We start from the raw sequence: 19,892 nt of genomic DNA, 5'->3' as shown, positions 1-19,892 counted from the left end.
ATTCATTATTTGGCTGCTGCTTTTTCTTTCTTGTCATCATTGTCATCTGCTGCAAGGATAACTTTCTGTGTCTTCTTATTCTTAGATCTGATATCTGCAACTACGGCGAGTGCGATGATGATACCTTTAACGATCTGCTGTACATAAGAGTCTACACCCATCAGGTTCATGATGTTGTTCAGGAAACCGATGATAAATCCACCGGCAAGAGTTCCCATTGTTGTACCAACACCACCTGAGAAACTAGTACCACCGACGATAGTAGCTGTCAAACCTTCCATCTCATATCCTACAGCTCCGTTCGGAAGACCTGCATTTACACGAGACATAAAGAGCACACCTGCGATACCTGCAAAGATACCATTGATGATGTAGATGATGTATTTGTTCCTCTTAACATTGATACCAGATGCGATTGCTGCTCCTTCATTACCACCGATAGCGTAAAGAGAACGACCGAATCTTGTATGTGTCATAATATACCATGTAATAATTGTAATAATGATCATGAATACTACAGGCATCGGAATCGGTCCTAAGTTACCCTGTCCAAATACTGTGTAATCTTTTAACTGAAGTAAGTTCTGTCCGTTTGTGAAACGAAGTGCCGCACCTCTGGCTGACATCTGCATAGCCAGTGTAGCAATGAATGCCGGTACATCAAAGTGTGTAACCAGGATTGCGTTGATGAAGTTACATGCAACACCAACTGCGATTGCTACAAGGAAACCAACTAACAGTGATCCGGTTGACTGGTATGCTGCGATTGAAAGCACACCAGCGAGTGCCAGTACAGAACCAACAGACAAGTCGATCAGTCCTGCGATTACCAGTAACATTTCACCGTATGCCAGGATTGTTCCAACTGAAAGCTGGCGGGCAACGTTGATTAAGTTACGTGCAGATAAAAAGTTGTCATTTACGATCGCACAGATGATGAACATTGCCACCAGGATGATATAGATCGAAAACTTGTGTATAAAATCTCTCGCTTTTGAATTTTTCATTTTCTCAATCCCTCCGCTAATTACATTGCATATCTCATGATTGTCTCTTGTGAGAACTCATCCTTGCTCAGACAACCAGTGATTCTACCTTTGTTCATTATGTAAATTCTGTCGCACATTCCGATCAGCTCTGGCAGTTCAGAGGAAACCATAATAACTGTCTTTCCTTCTTTAACCAGGTCTGTCATCAGTCTGTAGATCTCGAATTTAGCTCCGACGTCGATACCTCTGGTAGGCTCATCCAGAATCAATACATCCGGATCTCTTAACATCCATTTAGCCAGAAGTACTTTCTGCTGGTTACCACCACTCAGTCCCTGAATTGCAGTTTCAAGAGATGGTGTTTTAACATGCATCTTTTCAAAATATTTGCTTACCAGTTCTTTTTCTACCTTCGGATGCCATCTTCCGCCATAGATAATCTTGTCCAGACTGGAAATGCTTGCATTTTCCATAACGCTTCGGATCGGGATGATACCATAACGTCTTCTGTCTTCGGAAAGCATTACGACTTTCTGTGCGATACTGTCGCTTACCTTCTTAATAGTAACTTCTTTGCCGTGAACTTTGATCTTTCCTTCATCATAAGGATCCAGTCCGAAGATTGCTCTCATTGTTTCGGTACGTCCTGCACCCATCAGTCCGGCAAATCCTACGATCTCACCTTTGTTAGCTTTAAAGTTAATATCTTTAAATACACCTTTGCTTCCAAGTCCTTCTATTTCAAGGATCGGCTCACCAATTTCAACTTCTTCTTTCGGATAAACATTGTCCATCTTACGTCCAACCATCAGTGCAATGACTTTGTCAAGATCGATCTCTGATGCCGGATGTGTCTCAACTGTCTTACCGTCTCGAAGAACTGTGATGTCATCCGCAATACGGAATACTTCTTCCATCTTATGAGAAATGTAAATAATACTTACGCCTTTCTTTTTCAGCTCTGCGATCTTGCCGAACAACACCTCAACCTCACGGTTTGTGATTGCTGATGTAGGCTCATCCATGATTACGATCTGAGCGTTGTTGGAAATTGCTTTGATGATCTCAAGCATCTGAATGTCAGATACTGTTAATGTTTTTAATTTCTGATCCGGTTTATATGGAAGATTCTCCTGTCTCAGAAATTCAATCGTCTCTCTACGAACTCTCTTCCAATCAACATTGCCAAATTTAGTCACCGGAAGGCGTCCTAAGAACAAGTTCTCTTCGATTGACATTTCCGGTACATAGTTCAGTTCCTGTGCGATCATTGCGATACCATAATCTCTCGCCTGAATCGGATCTTTAATTGTTACCGGTTTCTCATCAAGAAAGATCTGTCCGGAATCTGCTTTGTAAATTCCGTTAATGATTTTCATCAATGTTGACTTACCGGCACCGTTCTCTCCACAAAGAGCGTGAACCGTTCCTTTTCTAACGGCGAAATTAACATTGTCCAGAGCTTTAACACCCGGAAACGACTTGTTAATTCCACTGACACGCATTTTGATGTTCTCCACTTTCCATTCCCTCCCTTAAATATTTCGCTCTTGCATGTTGTTTTGATGTTACTTTTGTGTTTGTTTGTGACCGTTTATGATTGTATATGTTTTGGATTATACATTTTTCATAATTCCGTTCACGTTTATATCAATTTATTTATGCAATACGCTTTCTATGTACTCAATACTACTACCTATCGCGTTGTATGTCAAGTCAATTTTTCACCTTTCGGCATGTTATTTTTTGTCTTTTTTGTTAATTTTGTTGTAAATTTATGATTTTTTTGTTCATATCTCGTTCATAATCTTATCCGTTTGCATTTGTTATTTTATTAACTTTCTTAGTTTTGTGTTGTTTTATTTCCGTTTCTGTGTTATTATACTTTCAGAACTTGTTTGTTTACTTGTGTAATACAGAAAGGGGTAGAATATGATACACACATTGACACTTAACCCCGCTATTGACAGAATTCTTTATTTGAGCAGATTCGACAAAAATATTACAAATCGAATCCAAAAAACTGTCGATACGATCGGAGGCAAAGGTACACACGTTTCTATTAATCTGAAGATTCTCGGCAAAGAGAACACTGCATTCGGAATCAGCCATGGCAAAAGCGGGCAGAAAGTCATAAATATGCTGAATGAATACGGCATCGAGGTCCGTTTTAAACATTATGATGACGGTTCCAGAGAGACAAGAACAAATTACCTTATTATAGAAGATACAGGTGACTGCACAATTGCAGCCGAGCGTGGTGTTACTTTAAAGACAGAGGAGTTAAATGAACTTCTTGAAGATATGAAAGCAACCATCCAGCCGGGTGATTACCTTATTTTCTCCGGAGACGCATCCAACTCACCGGATCCTTCCGTATATAATAAGATCCTCGAGATGTTCCGCGACCGGGATTTAAAGTTTTTCTTAGATACAAGTGGTAAATCTCTGAAAGAATGTATCCGCGAGACTCCATATATGATCAAGCCGAACCTGGATGAGCTGTCCACACTTGCCGGTCATCCGATTGCTGAAGACGACGCCTCTATAGTAGAAGCGATTGAATCACTGGATTCTTACAATGTCCCGATCATCGCCGTTTCATTAGGCGGAGACGGATCTATTGTAAAAGCTCCGGAAGGTTATTACCGTGTACACCCGCCGAAAGTAAATGTACAGAACACGATCGGATGTGGCGACTGCTTCCTTTCTGGTTTTGTATATGGTTTATCCGAAGGATATTCCATTGAGGATACCATTCGTATCGCAACTGCCGTATCTGCCGCAACCGCAGAATCCAAGCTTTCTGCCGGTTATGATCTGGAACGCGCGAAAGAATTAAAAGAGCAGGTAACAATCGAGAAGATCAAATAGATACCCAAAACCAACAGGTAACAATTGAAAAAAACAAATAAATCAAATACAATAAAAGGAGAATGAATTATGAGCAACTTATCTTACTATGAAATGAGACTGGAAATGTGCAAGGTAGCAAAAATGATGTGGGACCGCAGACTGACAAATGCTGCAGGCGGTAACTTTGCTGTACGCGTAGACGAGAACCGTATCTTAATCTCTCCATCTCTGATGTCTGAAAGAAAACATTGCGAGATGCAGCCGGAAGATTTCCTTCTGATCGACTATGACCGCAACATCATTGAAGGCGAAGGCAAACTTTCCAGAGAAAGTCTGATGCATGTACTGATCTTACAGAACTTCAAAGAGATCGAGTGTACAATCCATGCACATCCGTTCTACTGTATGCCATTCGTTGCTCAGTCCAAACCGATTCCGAACGTAACAGAAGCTACTATGGGACGTGGCGAAGTCGGATGTATCGAATGGACAAAAGCTTACTCTGAAGAGCTGAGCAGAAATGTATATCAGTATTTCGAAGATCACCGCGAGACAGCAGTGAAAAAACCAATCGGAATGATCATGCCAAAACACGGCGTTGTTGTATCCGGTCCAAGCATCTACCTCGCATACAGCATGCTTGAGAGAATCGAATGCGACGCATTCTGCACAATTACAAAGAATTTAATCTAATGATACCTAAGGTCTCCGAACTCGTATGCACGTTATGCTTGCATAAAAGTGCTTGCGAGTTTGAGAGACCTGCAACAATATGAGCATAAAAGCTAAGGCGTAGCCTTGCGATATGCGAATATTGTGTAGGATTGCGAGAGTGCCTGGCACGTAGCAATCCGTAGGTATCATTAGAAATGTACCTAATAGCAATATGAGCATAAAAGCTAAGGCGTAGCCTTGCGATATGCGAATATTGTGTAGGATTGCGAGAGTGCTCTGCACATAGCAATCCGTAGGTATCATGAAATATATTAAAAGGATGGTATTAACATGTATAGTCAGGAACGAAAAACAAAAATCATAGATCTTCTGGGGGCTCAGTCTTCGGTCAGTGTGAACGTCCTCGCAGATATGCTTCACACATCCAAAGAAACAATCCGTCGGGATCTTAAAAGCCTGGAAGCCGAGGGCATTTTAACCCGTACACATGGTGGTGCCATTCTGAATGCGAATCCTTTAAATGTAGGAACCGCAGCCAAATATGGAGACACCGTTTTAAACAGTGAGTCTCCTTTTTTGCTGCGTCACGGGCGCAATATCCCACAGAAAAAGCTCATTGCACAAAAAGCTGCTTCTCTGATTGAAAACAGGGATACTATTTTTATTGATAACAGTTCCACAACTTTATTTTTACTGGATTATATTCCAAAAGAGATGCATCTGACTATCATTACCAACTCTGTAAAAGTTTTACTGGAAGCCGCCAAATTAGAGAATCCGAATCTGTCTCTGATCTGCCTTGCAGGATTTTACAATGGTAATAACTATTCTCTTTACGGAACACGTACAATTAAGAGTTCCGAAGAATTTTATCCGGATAAAACTTTTATTTCCTGCACGGGAGTTACATTGAACAAAAGACTCACAGATATCAGTCTGAACGAAATTGACACCAAGAAAGCAATGATGGACAAGTCTGAAGAGACTTACCTTCTTGTTGACCACACAAAGTTTGAAGTAGCAGGTCCTTTCTTCCTCGGCAATTTCAATGAAATTGACTGCATTGTGACAGACAACTTCAACTATACTCCAGAGGTTTCCGAAACTCTCCGGACCATTACAAAAAAACATGGGGTCCGGATCATCACTGCGTAAGGGAGGATGTACAATTGAATATTTTAGCTTTTGATCTCGGCGCAAGCGGTGGCAAATTATTTCTCGCCAAAATCGATGGGGACAATGTATCGATTGAGAATATCCACCGTTTTGACAATGTTTCCTATTCAGCAAACGGCGCACTTTTCTGGGACATCATTAACATTTATAAAGAAATGAATGTCGGAATCAAAAAAGCCATTGAAATGACAGATGATCAGATCGACTCATTTGCCATCGATTCTTTTTCCAATGACTTTGGTCTGATCGACAAAAACGGTCAGTTACTCACACAGGTACGCTGCTACCGTGATGAGCGTACTGCCAGACATGCAGACAAGATTTACAGCAAGCTTTCAAAAGAAAAGCTTTATGAACTGAGCGGCAACCAGAATGCACTCTTTAACACTTATCTGCAATTAGGCGCTATGCGCGAAGACGGTCACGGATTTTTATTAGATAACGCTTATAAACTTCTGTTTATCCCGGATCTTCTGATCAATTTCCTGACCGGCAAGACAATTTCCGAATATACGATTTCTTCTGTCAGCCAGCTGTATGATTTTAAGAAAGATGACTGGTGTCAGGAAATCCTTGACAGTTATGATATTCCACGCGAATTATTCGGCACGCTTACAAAGCCGGGTACACTGCTTGGAAATACGCAGGAAAGTTACAATGAAATGATGGGAACAAAGGGATTCCCTGTATCCGTTGTCTGTGAGCACGATACTGCTTCTGCATATCTGTCTTCACCGCTCCACACAGACTGCGCACTTGTAAGCTGTGGTACATGGTCACTGATCGGTACGGAGCTTGACCACTGCGTGATCACCCCGGAAGGCTATGCCGCCAATCTGGCAAATGAAGGTGGCTACGAAGGTCATCACCGCATCCTGCGCAATGTGATGGGTTCCTGGTTCATACAGGAGAGCAAACGTTATTACAAAGAACATGGAAAAGACTACAGTTTCAGTGAACTCGGTGAACTCGCCGAAGCTGCAGAACCATTCCGTTTTCTATTTGATCCGGATGAACCTGTTTTTTATAATCCGGGTAATATGCCAAAGAAAATCCAGAAGTACTGTATGGAACACTACGGAGAGGCTCCGGAAACAGTCGGCGAGATTATCCGCTGTATCTACGAAAGCCTTGCCATGAAATTCCGCTGGACAGTCGAACAGCTTGAGAAGGTATCCGGAAAAGAATTACCGGTCATCAACATGATGGGTGGCGGTTCCAAGGCTGAAATCCTTTGCCAGTTTGTTGCCAACGCCTGCGGACGCAAAGTCATTGCAGGACCGGACGAGGCAACTGCCATCGGAAATATTACTGTACAGTTAATTGCCATCGGAGCCGCTTCTTCCCTTGATGAAGCAAAAAATATCATGGCATCTGCCTCCAAAATGCGCGAATATTTACCTCAGAATCACGAAGAGTGGGATGTTAAATATCAGAAATGTATCATTAACAAATAAATCACATACATCACATACATTATGAGGAGGAAAAACTATGAAAAACATTTTAACCGCACCATTTATTCAGGAAATTTCTGAAATGACAGCGAACATGTACCGCCTTGGCTGGGATGAACGAAACGGCGGAAACATCAGCTGGCTGCTTGAGGATGAACCTCTGGAATATTATCTGGATCTTGATCATGTTATCCGTACGATCCCGATTAACTTCGATGCTTCTTATGTTGCAGGTCGTATCTTTATGGTAACAGGAACCGGAAAATATTTCAAAAATATTACTCCAAACCCGGCAGAGAACCTTGGTATCGTACGTGTGGCACAGGATGGAAAAAGTCTGGAGTTGTTATGGGGATTTGAAGGAAATGCCGCTCCGACAAGCGAATTTCCAACACATCTGATGAACCACATGGAGCGTCTGAAAGTAGATCCTACACACCGTGTTATTATGCACTGCCACCCGGTAAACACAATTGCAATGACATTTGTACATTCCATCGACGAAAAAGAATTTACAAAAACTCTGTGGGGTATGTGCACAGAATGTATCGTTGTATTCCCGGACGGTGTCGGAATCGTTCCTTGGATGATCGCAGGAACGAACAAAATCGGCGAACTCACAGCCGAGAAGATCCGCGACCGCAGAATCATTCTCTGGGCACAGCACGGAATTTTCGCTGCCGGACATACGCTTGATGAGGCATTCGGTCTGATCGAGACAGTCGAGAAAGCAGCTGAAATTTATATGAAGATTGCTCCGCTTCCGATCGTAAATAAAATTCCGGAAGAGCAGTTAGGCGAACTTGCCAGAAGCTTTGGTGTAACACCAAGAGAAGGCTATCTGGATTAAAAAGAAATAATATATTTTACCAGGAGGAAACTTAAAGATGTACTTAGAAAAAATGTTTGGACTTAACGGAAAAGTTGCTATCGTAACAGGTGGCGGACGCGGTATCGGACAGGTTATCGCACAGGGGCTTGCCGAAGCAGGTGCCGAAGTTGTAATCTTAAGCCGTTCCGGTGCTGAAGAAACTGTAAAATTAATTACAGATGCAGGTGGAAAAGCTTACGATCTCAAAGCTGATGTTACAGATGAAACACAGGTGGACAAAGCTCTTGCAGAGATTCTTGAGCGTTCAGGTTCTATCGATATCCTGTTCAATAATGCCGGTATCTGCATGCATCAGTCCACATTAGAAGCTACTGTTGAAGAATTTCGCGAAGTTGTTGATATCAACTTGACCGGAGAATTTATCATGTGCCGTGCCGTTGGACGTATCATGATCGAACGTGGCATCAAAGGAAGCATCATCAATATGGCTTCTATGTCCGGAACGATCGTTAACATCCCACAGTGGCAGGTTTCTTACAACGCTTCCAAAGCAGGTGTTATCCACATGAGCAAATCTCTTGCCATTGAATGGGCTGAATACGGCATCCGTGTAAACTCTTTAAGCCCTGGATATATTGCAACACCAATGTCAGTCGATGTACCGAAAGACTTGATTGACGCATGGATTCCGCTTATGCCAATGCACAGAATGGGAAAACCGGAAGAACTCATCCCTGCAGTTCTCTATCTTGCATCCGATGCCTCCGGATATACAACCGGAAGCGATATTATCGTAGACGGCGGATATTCCGTACAGTAATTTCACTTAGCAAAAAAGTTGCCAATGTATCACGAAAAACATTGGCAACTTTTTTATAATTTATATTTTTCCATTATCTTCTGGATGCTCTCTTCTGTTTTTTCTAACTCACCTACAATCTATTGAAGGAACTTTCCTTTATCCAGCTTCTTTTTTATCAAATCTATAAGTTCTAAAATTAAGACATTTTGCTACTTCCGCGCAAGCATAGCTTCCACATCTGCGATTTCACAGCCACAGAAGCCGAGCGGATGAGGTTTCTTTGTATACTGCCCGTGAAAATCGCTGCCACCGGTTGTAAGAAGATCATATTTCTTCGCAATCTCCAGAAGACGCTGTCTGGATTCCGTTCCGTTTCTTGGATGCCATACTTCTACACCTGCAAGCAGACCCTCTTTGGCATATCGCTCAATCAGCTCAAAGCTGTCAAACTGCTCCGCATGCGCTACCACCGGAACACCTCCAGCTTCCCGGATTACCGTCGCCGCTTCTAACGTCGTCGGATATCGTTTCGGTACATAACAGCTTCCCTTTGAAGAAATCAGTGAACTCATCAGCTCTCCGATTGCCACATTTGTATAGCCAAAATCACATAACGGCTGCATCACATGACATTCATATATCGATTCGCTGTCTTTTGCATAAGATTCCACCAGTTCCGGTGTCACAAGCGGATATATTTCATGTACTCTGCGCGCCATCTCCAGCTTCTGCTCTCTTCGCCATTTCAATGTATTTTCCAGAAATCCATCGATCATCTGACGATCCTTTGGCAGATAGCAGAGCAAATGCACATTTCTTCCACTTTCTTCATCAAGCGTAGACATTTCCACGCCCTGAACCACATGCACGCCAAGTTTCCCGCCAAGCTCCACAGCTTCATCCACACCTGCCATTGTATCATGGTCTGTGATTGCAATATACTTAAGTCCGATCATTGCAGCGTATTCTATCACCTGTGCAACTGTTCTGGATGCATCTGAATGTGTCGTGTGCACATGCAGATCACACGGATTCGCTGCTGTTAATTCATTTTTTATTATATTTTGTTTCTCTGACATTTTCTTGCCAACTTTCTTACTTTTCTTTTTTCCACAGTCTCTGGTTTTTACGCTTCTTCATCCTGATCGTTCGTCAGATGCAGTCTGTCAAGAATGTAGAAAATAAGACTTAAAATCATGCCGACTACACATGCAAGCACCATACCGGTCAGCTCAATATCCCCAAACGCCACTTTGATTCCGGAAAGTCCAGTTACAAATACTACTGAAGTAAGTGTCAGGTTTCTTGATCTGCCATAGTCCACCTGTGAGTCAACCAGAATACGGATACCGGATGCTCCGATCATACCGTATAACAGGAAGGAAATTCCTCCGATAACCGGTCCCGGAATCGTCTGGATCAGCATAGATAATTTTCCTACGAAAGAGCAGATGATAGAAAGCACTGCCGCCCCTGCGATCACGCGCACGCTGTATACTTTTGTAACCGCCATAACACCGATATTCTCACCGTAAGTCGTTGTCGGTACGGAACCGATCAAACCGGAGATCATGGTAGAGAAGTTATCTCCGAATAAAGATCTGTGTAGGCCCGGTGTTTTCAACAGATCACGGCCTACAATCTTACTCGTTACAACCTGATGTCCGATATGTTCTGACGTAATAACGAGAAGTACCGGAAGAATCATCAGGATTGCACCTGTATCGAATTTTGCCATTGTAAAGTTCGGCAGTGCAAACCAGGATGCAGAAGCCACTTTAGAAAAATCAAGGATGCCACAGCCAAGCGCTGTCAGATATCCTGCGATGACCGCAATCAGAATTGGAATAACCGATAAAAATCCGCGGAATAAAATATTCCCAAAGACCGCAACACCGAGTGTCACAAGAAATACGATCACATTTCTCATGTCCAGTTTGTCATCCAGAAGTCCTGCATTACTCGCTGCTGAACTGGAAAGTTCCAATCCAATCAATGCTACTACAGGTCCCATCGCTGCCGGCGGCAATACAACATCAATCCAGTCTGTTCCACATTTGTAAATAATAAGCGATAAGATACATCCGCAGAATCCAACCGCAACGAAACCGCCCAGTGCATATTCATATCCCATTTTCGAAATAACAACACCTGCCGGTGCCAGAAATGCAAAGCTGGAGCCAAGATATGCCGGCGCCTGCCCCTTTGTTACTGTCATAAAAATCAATGTTCCGACACCGTTCATAAATAATACAATCGCCGGATTAATACCGAATACAAACGGCACCAGAACCGAAGCCCCAAACATTGCAAACATATGCTGGATGCTGAGTGGAAGCAGCAGTTTAAATGGCACTTTGTCCTCAATTTGAATAATTTTACGTTCTCCCATGTTTTCCTCCTGTACCTTTCATTCCTTTAAGTTTGTGTAATTATATTATTTCACTTTGTCCATTGTATCATATAGGTATCTATAAGAAAAGAAAAAGGAGATTGCAAAATCTCCTTTGCAATCTCCTTTTGTCCCATTATATGATACAAGATTTTATAGAATAACCTTACCGGCATCTCAATCCTTTATGTATGCTTTTAGTATAAGCATTTTACAGTTGGATAAATCTTTCTGAATTTCTGGTATTTCTCTTCGTATTTGTCAACCAGTTCTTTCTCCGGCTCAACTGTATCGATAACTTTTACAAGTTTGGAAGCGATCGTCTCAACATCCGGATATGCTCCGCATCCGACTGCTGCCAGCATAGCTCCGCCAAGTGCCGGCCCTTCTTCGCTTTCAATAACATCTACCTTCATGTTCATAACATTTGCAATGATCTTCTTCCACAGTGGGCTCTTTGCTCCGCCACCGCAGATCTTTGTTCTCTCAATCTTAATTCCAAGACTTCTTGCAACTTCCAGAGAATCACGAAGTCCGAATGCAACACCTTCCAGAACAGCCTGTGTCATGTCTTCTCTTGTTGTGTCCATAGACATTCCGATAAACATTGCTCTTGCGTCCGGATTGTTGTGTGGAGAACGTTCACCCATCAGATATGGCAGGAAGAATACATTGTTCTCACCCAATTTCTGAATGCCTGCCTGCTCTGCCGCAAAGTCTGTTGTCTTGAGGATTTCCTCATTCCACCACTTGTTGCAGGAAGCTGCACTTAACATACATCCCATCAGATGATAATATCCGTCTGCGTGTGCAAAGGAATGTAAAGCGTTGTGTTCATCTACTCCAAAGTTCTTGCTGGAAATGAAAATTGTTCCGGAAGTTCCAAGAGAAATATTACATCTTCCGTCACCTACAGTTCCTGTTCCAACAGCTGCTGCGGCATTGTCTCCGGCACCTGCGATAACTTTTACTTCTGCAGGAAGTCCAAGTTCTTTCGCAATGTCTTCTTTCAGAGTTCCTACTACTTCATAACTTTCATATAACTTCGGAAGCATCTCTTCTGTGATTCCGCAGATATCAAGCATTTCTTTTGACCAGCAGCGATTCTTAACGTCCATAAGAAGCATACCGGATGCATCGGATACGTCTGTACAGAAAGATCCGGACAGCTTGTATGCCAGGTAATCTTTTGGAAGCATGATCTTTGCAATTTTAGCGAAATTCTCAGGTTCATTCTTCTTCATCCAAAGAATCTTCGGTGCTGTAAATCCTGCAAATGCAATATTTGCTGTGTAAGCGGATAATTTATCCTTTCCAATTACTGTATTCAGATAATCTGTCTCTTCTCCGGTTCTTCCATCGTTCCACAGAATTGCCGGGCGGATCACATTATCTTCTGCGTCCAGTGCAACAAGTCCGTGCATCTGTCCGCCAAAGCTGATTCCTGCAACCTGTGACTTATCACACTCTGCTGTCAGTTCTTTGATTCCTTCCATAGACTGTGCAAACCAGTCTTCCGGTTTCTGCTCAGACCAACCCGGATGCGGGAAGAACAACGGATACTCTCTGGAGACAATCTTCTTAATATCTCCCTCTTCATCCATTAATAACAATTTAACTGCTGATGTTCCTAAATCTACACCAATGAATAACATTGTTTTTATCCCCTTTCTTATGCAAATGGATTCTCTGTCTTATATCTTACACCTTTTGGCTGATTATAGCCAATCTCTTCTACAGGAACTCCGATATATTTGAAAACTTCATATAAAGCTTTTCCGAAATGTCCAAATGCAACTGCTCCGTGATGTGGGTATCCTCCCTCGAGCAGTACGTGGCGGTAGAATCTTCCCATCTCCGGAATTGCGAAAATACCAACGCCTCCGAAAGATTTTGTTGCTACCGGAAGGACTTCACCATGCGCAATGTATGCACGCAGTTTGCAGTCTGCTGTGCTCTGCAGACGATAGAACGTAATATCTCCAGGAATGATATCCCCTTCCAGAGTTCCCTGTGTTACTTCTTCCGGAAGTGTTCTTGCCATAATCATCTGGTTCTTCATTTCACAGAATGCAAGCTTGCTGGATGCTGTATTTCCACAGTGGAATCCCATGAAAGTATCTTTCTGTGTATAATCGTATTTTCCTTTAATCTCGCTCTCATACATATCCTTCGGTACTGTGTTGTTAATATCCAGAAGTGTTACTGTATCTTCGCTGACAACCGTTCCGATGAACTCACTGAGCGCTCCGTAAATATCTACTTCGCAGGAAACCGGGATTCCCTGGTCTGTCAGACGGCTGTTGACATAACATGGTACGAATCCAAACTGTGTCTGGAATGCAGGCCAGCATTTTCCTGCGATCGCAACATATTTTCTGTAACCTCTGTGATCTTCTACCCAGTCTTTTAATGTGATCTCATACTGTGCGAGTTTCTCAAGGATCTCCGGTTTCTTATTACCGGCTCCAAGTTCTGCTTCCATCTCTTTGACAACTGCCGGGATTCTCTCATCTCCTGCATGTTTGTTAAATGCTTCAAACAGGTCCAGCTCTGAATTTTCTTCAATCTCTACACCCAGATTATAAAGCTGTTTGATCGGCGCATTACATGCTAAGAAATTTAACGGTCTTGGTCCAAAGCTGATGATCTTTAAATCATTTAATCCGATGACAGCTCTTGCTACCGGCATAAACTCATGGATCATATCTGCACATTCTTCTGCATCTCCGACCGGATATTCCGGAATATATGCATTAATATTGCGAAGCTGTAAATTGTAGCTTGCATTAAGCATACCACAGTAAGCATCTCCACGTCCCTGTACCAGGTTGTCTCCTGTCTCTTCTGCTGCTGCCACGAACATCTTCGGTCCGTCAAAATGTTTTGCAAGCAATGTCTCAGAAATCTCTGGTCCAAAGTTTCCAAGATATACACAAAGTGCATTACATCCTGCTTTCTTAATGTCTTCGAGTGCCTGCACCATATGGATCTCGCTTTCAACGATACAGATTGGACATTCGTAAATGTTCTCTGCTCCGTATTTCTTTGTGTAGGCATCGATCAGTGCCTTTCTTCTGTTTACAGATAAGCTCTCCGGGAAACAGTCACGGCTTACTGCTACAATTCCAAGTTTTACTTCTGGCATGTTGTTCATAATACCAATTCCTCCTTCAAAAATGTTGTTTTTCATAATACATGTTTTGTAAATCTTTTGTTTTATAAATCCGTTACACTCGTAACGCCGCCGGCATTAAACCGACACATTCTCGCCTTTCAGCCCGCAAAAGGCGCCTTCAATCTTTGCATCCTCATGTGCGATGAGCCACTTGTTTCTCGCTGTGAGAAGTCTTGCTTCTCCCTTGGCATCCGCCGGTATCTCTACGTCTGTGTTTGTCCCCTTTGGCAGGATCACAACACAGCGAAACCCTTTCTCACTCGTCATACATGGTGCATAATGCAGCGTTGTTGCATACATCTCTACGGCTGTTCCTGCCGGAACAAGGAATGCTTTGATCTGATCTGTATCGTAAGTATAATCTTCTGTAATATCCTGCTGCCTTCCTACGAGGAGAATCATATCTGTCACTGCTACATTGATTTCTGAACTTCTGTGATACTCTACTGCGTTCAGATAAGTATTGAACCCGTTGCAGAATCCCACCTGGATCGGCAGTCCTCCAAACGCACGGTCTTTAAAAGCCTTTGCAACAGGAAGATCTTCCAGCTCTTCCATCCCCGGCACATAGATCACTTCCCCTTTAGGAAGCGGTGTATGTTCCATGGCTTTTAAAAGCGGTGATAACGCATACCCTTTCAGTACTCGTCCATATGTCGAAAACGCTTTGTCTTCCACTTGTTGAATTTTCATAATAATTCCTCCTAAAACACAAGATTATTATAGCAATTTTTTAACGATCTTTCGACCAAATACTTAACCGTTCATGGCAAATTCTTGTCCTTCTTGCAATTTGAGCACTTTGTCCTGTGAACTTTTTTATTTTCTTCCTATTTCCCCCGCAAAAACAGAAACAGAGCGCAGTAACAAATATTGTTACTGCGCTCTGTCCTATAATTCTTTCCTGAATTCACTAGGCAATTTATTGTATTTTTTCTGAAATACCTTTGTAAATGCCTTACTGTTTGGGAATCCGTTCTGACTCGCGATCATTCCGATAGGCATATCGCTGTTGACCAGATCCTTATATGCATGCTCCAGACGTATGTCATCGAGATAATTCTTATAATTCGTCTTCGCATATTTTTGAAACATCCTCGACAGATAGGTTGCGGAATATCCAAAAGTCTGTGCCAGGCTTTCAAGCGATAAATCCTTCGTGTAGTTTTCCTTCATGTATGCCGTTATCGCCGATAACTTGTTCAGTTTTTTGTTGCTTCGTATCATTTCACTGTCCACAGATACTTCTCTGTACTTACTCACAAGCAGATAGATCAGCTCATAAAAATAGCTCTGTACTTTCAGATCGTATCCGACCTCTTTCTTCTCATAAGCATCGTACATGTCCCGGATCACCTGCATGAATTCCTCATCATGTATCCTTCTGCTGTGTGTAAAATAAATAAACTTCTCATCCGTATAATATCGTTCAAACGTTGTCAGCGGAATCTGAAGCACTACAGTAAAATTCTCTTTCGGAGAGTGGATCGAATGGATCTCATTGGAGTTGACCAACATGAATTCTCCCGGATTCAGGGAATACTTAATCTCATTCACGTAAAATTCAATCTCTCCTTCGAACAAAGCAAAGATTTCGATAGAACGATGCCAGTGCTTCTCTCTCGAGTAATTACCGCGTCGTCCCTCGAAAACAAACATTTTAAAAGGGATATCGTCATTTGGCATAATAATCTCGTGTGAATAATTCACCGGTTTCTCCCTCCTTATATTTCATAAGAATATATTGTTTGCTCGTTTCACTGCTTTCCCTATTATATCATAACAACGCTTATCTTTACAATTATAATCTCTTTTCCAGAAGTACAAGCTGTACCCCCGGAATCCTGTTAAATTCACATGGCACAATGTCTGCCTCGTTATATCCTAGCTTTTTGTACATAACTCTTGCTCTCACATTTTTCTCATTGGTATCCATGCGCAACAATTTGCATCCATTTTCGGTTGCATACTGTTCATAAAATGCCACAAATGCTTTGCCGATCCCGCGCTTTCCTTTCTGTGGATCAACTACCAGCATGTGCAGAACCATTACTTCTTCATCCTTTGCCGGATACGTCCATTTTCCATCTGCATACACATCCACCTGTGTCTGATTGATGATCGCGGCTGCCAGTATTTCTCCATCCTCTTCGCACACAAAAAGGTCGTCTCTTTCGTATGCATCCTTTGCTGTCTGCTCTACCCGATACACACCCTTAAGCTAGCCAATCTTTACAAGACCGGCTGACTCCTATTCATGAATATGTTCGTAAATATCAGCTACTGCTGCGATATCGTCCTGTTTCGCTTTTCGAAACATGGCTGTTCCTCCTCGTCTAGCCAGCGTAAAAACATTCTCTAAAAAGTAAATTTGAATCTTTTTCTTTTTTTCCACATTTTACCCAGCCTGTTTTTCCATCTCTTGTCTTAATCTTTACACTAAGAATTTTCTTAGACATATATATTTCTAATGGCTTTGCCTCTGTTTTTGCACGTAACACTGTTCCTGTAGTCTTTTTAGTAGATGGACTCGTATATAAAGTCTTTGCTTTTCTCATTGTTCCATATCCGTGTAAATAAACTTTATCAGTAATCAAATCAGTCATTGCAACACTTGTCACCTTAGCAGCTCTAGATTCAATTTTTAATTTTCCATCTTTATAAATATAATTATATTTATAAGTAGCAACTCCTAACGGAACACATACGGATTCTTCTACTGTAATAAGTCGATTTCCAGATACTTTTAACTTATCTGTAATTACATGACGTCCATATTTCTCACTATAATTTGCAAACCTAAGCGCCTTGATTAACTTGCCCGACTTATATCGATATAAGACTCCCCATACCTCATTTTCTCCATCTGCAATGCCTTGTACCCATAAATAAACTTTACCATTCTTTAACGTAACAAGTTTAGTACTAAGAGTAATTGATCCCCAACTATTACTCTTGTCTTTTTTTATTTTCTTTCCATTAATTGATATAGTAAAACCTGTATAGTAATCTGCCTTATCTTTATACTTTTTAATTAATATTCTATCCTTCTTTTGATCACCCGTTATATCATATTTTTTATATACTTTTCCAGATTTCAAGTTAACAATAGAAGGATTCTTTGTTTTCGCATGTACATGAACAGGTGTTACTAACATCATTCCTAAAATACAAAAAGCAATTAAACATACTTTCTTTTTTAACTTTCTCATTTTCAGACCACCTTTTCCTGCTATACTTGATTTTTAATCATCTATCCTGCGTAAAAGCACTCTTTGAAAAGTAACGATTTGTCGCTAAATTTTCTTGATCCTTTTACCCAGCCGGTCTTGCCGCTCGCGGTTTTAATCTTAATGTTAAATGCTTTGCCTGTCATATAAATCTTCACTGCTTTTGCTTTTGTTCCGGCTTTTACAGTAGCTACTTTCTTCTTGCAGGAAACACTGTTGTATAATGCTTTCGTATTCTTCATCGTTCCGTATTTTCCATTTGCACGATAAGTGTAACCGGCACTTGTAATCTCATATGCGGAAGATGTCTTCTTTAATGCGCCTTTTTTATAAGTATAATTTACTTTGTACTCAACACCAGCCATCGCTGTAGACATAATATACTGTTTTGTGCTGATCGTGTTGCCTGACACTTTCAGGATATCCGTATGATGATGGTTCGTATAATTGTAAGATGTCTTTGAGAAATCAACGACTTTTTTAAATCTTCCTTTTTTATACTGGTAAATACATTCCCACGGATCGTCTTCATTATCCGTCTCACCCTGTACCCAGAGATACGCTTTTCCGTTCTTTAATGTTACCAGTCTTGTGTGGATTGCATAGGAAGTCCATGTTCTTGTAATCTTTGTCGTTTTCTTGTTCACCGTAATCTTTACAGTCCCGTATCTGTCATACTGGTCTTTTGGAATACTGATCTTCACTGTATCTTTCTTTTTATCACCGGTGATATCATAACTTTTGTAAGTCTTTCCTGCTTTCAGTTCCACCATGGACGGATTCTTTGCTTCTGCTTTCATCGGCGACATAAATAAAACTCCTGTCAAGCATACCATTGCAGCTACTGCTGCCTTTTTCCATTTTCTCATAAGCTCCTCCTTTTCTTCTATGTTTTCCTGCAACAATTGATACTTTGATGATAGCATTGACTTGCAGATCACACAAGATACTACCAGTCATATATTCGCTTTTCTGTTCCGATTTTTCAGTGACAAAAGTGCAATTACCGTTAAATGGGGACGGTTCTTTTCTAAAAAAGCCCCGTCCCCATTTATATATTTTTTCAACTAACTCTTACTATCTATCCCGCATAAAAGCACTCTTTAAAGAGCAATTTGCTTTCGTCAAATTTCTTGCTGCATTTTAACCATCCGGTTTTACCGTCAGCAGTCTTAATCTTTACGCTTATAAATTTATCGCACATATAAATATTTGTTGCTTTTGCTTTTGTTCCCGCAGTCACAGCAACACCGGTTGATTTACTTGTGGATGGACTGGTATAAAGCATTTTATTATTTTTCAATGTGCCCCAGCTGCTCTTCGTGCGATAAGAATAGGATGCTTTTACGATAGCAGCAGTTCTTGATACGATATGGAATTTTCCATTCTCATATTTGTAATCATATTTATAAACAACCTCACCAAGCGGGCTCGTCATATTGCTCTGCTTTACAGTAAGCGTGTTGCCGGAAACTTTAACTACATCCGTACTCAGATGATAGTAATATTTCTTTACATATCCATCAAATTTCAGTTTCTTTTCCAGTTTGCCTTTGCGATATTGATACAGGCATCCCCATGTATCATCTGCATCTTCTGAAGAACTCTTCACCCAGAGATATACTTTTCCGTTTTTCAGTGTTACAAGGCTGGTCTTATAATAGAAAGAACCGATTCCTTTTTTCACAATTTTCTTTCCGTTGACAGATACTGTGATCCGCTTGATAAAGTCACTTTCATCACGTTTTCCGAGTGTAATCTTGATCTTATCTTTCTTTTTATCCCCGGTAATATCATATTTTGTATAAGTTTTCCCCGGTTTCAGTCTGACAAACGCCGGATTCTTCACTTTACCGGCTGCCTTCGCATGTGCCGGAGCCATTGTCAGTGCCGTGCACAGGCAAATTGCTGCGACAAACAGATACTTTCTTAATGCTTTCCTCATGTTGTTCTCCTCCATTCTTGTCATCGCGTCTGTATATTTGCTTTACATGGAAAGCATATTCCTTAATTGTTAATATTTCCATTGCAAAATTCTTAATATTTTATTATGATGCCAGGGGCAAAAGCCTGAAAACACACTGTGCTTACGTAGGAGTAGTTTTATGAAAAGTCCAGCCATTTTACTTCATCATAAAAAAACCTCCGGGACTCTTTCCTTCCCGGAGATTTTATCTTTATTTTCTTACTTTTCTCTCGAAATCCATGCTATAAAAGGATTTATGATATGTTCTCTTATCTCTGTTTTATAATAGTTCGCTGATTCCGTCCGCCATTGCGCTGAGGATAATGCAGCAGGAGGTTG

The 19,892-nt window shown here is 41.3% G+C and carries 18 protein-coding genes; 6 read left to right on the top strand and 12 right to left on the bottom strand.

Annotated elements, in window-relative coordinates:
* Window positions 1-5: 5 nt before the first annotated feature.
* Entirely contained in the window at window positions 6-1,007 is a 1,002-nt protein-coding gene (locus DWY31_RS12390) for an ABC transporter permease (protein WP_117538499.1), read from the bottom strand.
* 20 nt (window positions 1,008-1,027) lie between these two features.
* Window positions 1,028-2,509, bottom strand: coding sequence for a sugar ABC transporter ATP-binding protein (locus DWY31_RS12385; RefSeq protein WP_330411938.1), 1,482 nt, complete (start codon window positions 2,507-2,509; stop codon window positions 1,028-1,030).
* 412 nt (window positions 2,510-2,921) lie between these two features.
* Here DWY31_RS12385 and DWY31_RS12380 point away from each other — a divergent pair, with 412 nt between their 5' ends.
* From DWY31_RS12380 to DWY31_RS12350, 6 genes are all read left to right on the top strand, one after another.
* Window positions 2,922-3,863: a 1-phosphofructokinase family hexose kinase gene (locus DWY31_RS12380; protein ID WP_021860292.1), complete on the top strand. Its 942-nt coding sequence runs from the start codon at window positions 2,922-2,924 to the stop codon at window positions 3,861-3,863.
* 69 nt (window positions 3,864-3,932) lie between these two features.
* Window positions 3,933-4,538, top strand: coding sequence for a class II aldolase/adducin family protein (locus tag DWY31_RS12375; protein WP_021860293.1), 606 nt, complete (start codon window positions 3,933-3,935; stop codon window positions 4,536-4,538).
* 312 nt (window positions 4,539-4,850) lie between these two features.
* On the top strand, window positions 4,851-5,675 hold the full coding sequence (locus DWY31_RS12365; RefSeq protein ID WP_117538529.1) for a DeoR/GlpR family DNA-binding transcription regulator: 825 nt from the start codon (window positions 4,851-4,853) through the stop codon (window positions 5,673-5,675).
* A gap of 14 nt (window positions 5,676-5,689) precedes the next feature.
* On the top strand, window positions 5,690-7,153 hold the full coding sequence (locus DWY31_RS12360) for a rhamnulokinase (RefSeq protein ID WP_021859759.1): 1,464 nt from the start codon (window positions 5,690-5,692) through the stop codon (window positions 7,151-7,153).
* Between the two features lie 37 nt (window positions 7,154-7,190).
* A complete protein-coding gene (rhaD, locus tag DWY31_RS12355) occupies window positions 7,191-8,003 on the top strand; it encodes a rhamnulose-1-phosphate aldolase (protein ID WP_021859760.1) in 813 nt (270 codons plus the stop codon).
* 37 nt (window positions 8,004-8,040) lie between these two features.
* Complete coding sequence (locus tag DWY31_RS12350; RefSeq protein ID WP_118520757.1) at window positions 8,041-8,805, top strand: SDR family oxidoreductase; 765 nt, start codon at window positions 8,041-8,043, stop codon at window positions 8,803-8,805.
* A 191-nt stretch (window positions 8,806-8,996) separates the two neighbouring features.
* Here the strand turns inward: DWY31_RS12350 and DWY31_RS12345 are convergent, their stop codons facing one another.
* The 10 genes from DWY31_RS12345 to DWY31_RS12300 all read right to left on the bottom strand — a co-directional run bounded on the left by DWY31_RS12345 (window position 8,997) and on the right by DWY31_RS12300 (window position 19,532).
* On the bottom strand, window positions 8,997-9,866 hold the full coding sequence (locus DWY31_RS12345) for a PHP domain-containing protein (RefSeq protein WP_118520755.1): 870 nt from the start codon (window positions 9,864-9,866) through the stop codon (window positions 8,997-8,999).
* 47 nt (window positions 9,867-9,913) lie between these two features.
* On the bottom strand, window positions 9,914-11,179 hold the full coding sequence (uraA, locus tag DWY31_RS12340) for a uracil permease (protein ID WP_117538526.1): 1,266 nt from the start codon (window positions 11,177-11,179) through the stop codon (window positions 9,914-9,916).
* Window positions 11,180-11,376: 197 nt separating this feature from the next.
* Window positions 11,377-12,834 carry a xylulokinase gene (xylB, locus tag DWY31_RS12335; RefSeq protein ID WP_021859764.1) on the bottom strand — a complete coding sequence of 486 codons (1,458 nt, stop codon included), beginning with the start codon at window positions 12,832-12,834 and terminating at the stop codon, window positions 11,377-11,379.
* Window positions 12,835-12,851: 17 nt separating this feature from the next.
* Window positions 12,852-14,336 (bottom strand): L-fucose/L-arabinose isomerase family protein, encoded by a 1,485-nt coding sequence (locus DWY31_RS12330; RefSeq protein ID WP_118520753.1) that lies wholly within the window; start codon window positions 14,334-14,336, stop codon window positions 12,852-12,854.
* 96 nt (window positions 14,337-14,432) lie between these two features.
* Window positions 14,433-15,050 (bottom strand): DUF4867 family protein, encoded by a 618-nt coding sequence (locus DWY31_RS12325; RefSeq protein WP_118520751.1) that lies wholly within the window; start codon window positions 15,048-15,050, stop codon window positions 14,433-14,435.
* Window positions 15,051-15,248: 198 nt separating this feature from the next.
* Window positions 15,249-16,067 carry an AraC family transcriptional regulator gene (locus DWY31_RS12320; RefSeq protein WP_118520749.1) on the bottom strand — a complete coding sequence of 273 codons (819 nt, stop codon included), beginning with the start codon at window positions 16,065-16,067 and terminating at the stop codon, window positions 15,249-15,251.
* A 91-nt stretch (window positions 16,068-16,158) separates the two neighbouring features.
* Window positions 16,159-16,569, bottom strand: coding sequence for a GNAT family N-acetyltransferase (locus DWY31_RS12315; protein ID WP_243060583.1), 411 nt, complete (start codon window positions 16,567-16,569; stop codon window positions 16,159-16,161).
* A 124-nt stretch (window positions 16,570-16,693) separates the two neighbouring features.
* Window positions 16,694-17,569, bottom strand: a complete 876-nt coding sequence (locus DWY31_RS12310; protein ID WP_118520747.1) for a hypothetical protein — start codon at window positions 17,567-17,569, stop codon at window positions 16,694-16,696.
* Between the two features lie 41 nt (window positions 17,570-17,610).
* The gene (locus DWY31_RS12305; protein WP_118520745.1) at window positions 17,611-18,456 is read right to left on the bottom strand and encodes a hypothetical protein; all 846 of its coding nucleotides are present in this window, start codon (window positions 18,454-18,456) and stop codon (window positions 17,611-17,613) included.
* Between the two features lie 212 nt (window positions 18,457-18,668).
* Window positions 18,669-19,532, bottom strand: coding sequence for a hypothetical protein (locus tag DWY31_RS12300; protein ID WP_118520743.1), 864 nt, complete (start codon window positions 19,530-19,532; stop codon window positions 18,669-18,671).
* Between the last annotated feature and the right edge of the window lie 360 nt (window positions 19,533-19,892).

Source organism: Dorea sp. AF24-7LB (assembly GCF_003478575.1).
Classification (GTDB): Bacteria; Bacillota; Clostridia; order Lachnospirales; family Lachnospiraceae; genus Dorea_D; species Dorea_D hominis.
Note: the sequence above shows the minus strand (reverse complement) of the source record. Positions and strands in the feature narration are given on the sequence as shown.

Coding starts and splice junctions, on each gene's coding strand:
- DWY31_RS12390 (WP_117538499.1), bottom strand. CDS start 1,007: ATGAAAAATTCAAAAGCGAGAGATTTTATACACAAGTTTTCGATCTAT.
- DWY31_RS12380 (WP_021860292.1), top strand. CDS start 2,922: ATGATACACACATTGACACTTAACCCCGCTATTGACAGAATTCTTTAT.
- DWY31_RS12375 (WP_021860293.1), top strand. CDS start 3,933: ATGAGCAACTTATCTTACTATGAAATGAGACTGGAAATGTGCAAGGTA.
- DWY31_RS12365 (WP_117538529.1), top strand. CDS start 4,851: ATGTATAGTCAGGAACGAAAAACAAAAATCATAGATCTTCTGGGGGCT.
- rhaD (WP_021859760.1), top strand. CDS start 7,191: ATGAAAAACATTTTAACCGCACCATTTATTCAGGAAATTTCTGAAATG.
- DWY31_RS12350 (WP_118520757.1), top strand. CDS start 8,041: ATGTACTTAGAAAAAATGTTTGGACTTAACGGAAAAGTTGCTATCGTA.
- DWY31_RS12345 (WP_118520755.1), bottom strand. CDS start 9,866: ATGTCAGAGAAACAAAATATAATAAAAAATGAATTAACAGCAGCGAAT.
- uraA (WP_117538526.1), bottom strand. CDS start 11,179: ATGGGAGAACGTAAAATTATTCAAATTGAGGACAAAGTGCCATTTAAA.
- xylB (WP_021859764.1), bottom strand. CDS start 12,834: ATGTTATTCATTGGTGTAGATTTAGGAACATCAGCAGTTAAATTGTTA.
- DWY31_RS12330 (WP_118520753.1), bottom strand. CDS start 14,336: ATGAACAACATGCCAGAAGTAAAACTTGGAATTGTAGCAGTAAGCCGT.
- DWY31_RS12325 (WP_118520751.1), bottom strand. CDS start 15,050: ATGAAAATTCAACAAGTGGAAGACAAAGCGTTTTCGACATATGGACGA.
- DWY31_RS12310 (WP_118520747.1), bottom strand. CDS start 17,569: ATGAGAAAGTTAAAAAAGAAAGTATGTTTAATTGCTTTTTGTATTTTA.
- DWY31_RS12305 (WP_118520745.1), bottom strand. CDS start 18,456: ATGAGAAAATGGAAAAAGGCAGCAGTAGCTGCAATGGTATGCTTGACA.
- DWY31_RS12300 (WP_118520743.1), bottom strand. CDS start 19,532: ATGAGGAAAGCATTAAGAAAGTATCTGTTTGTCGCAGCAATTTGCCTG.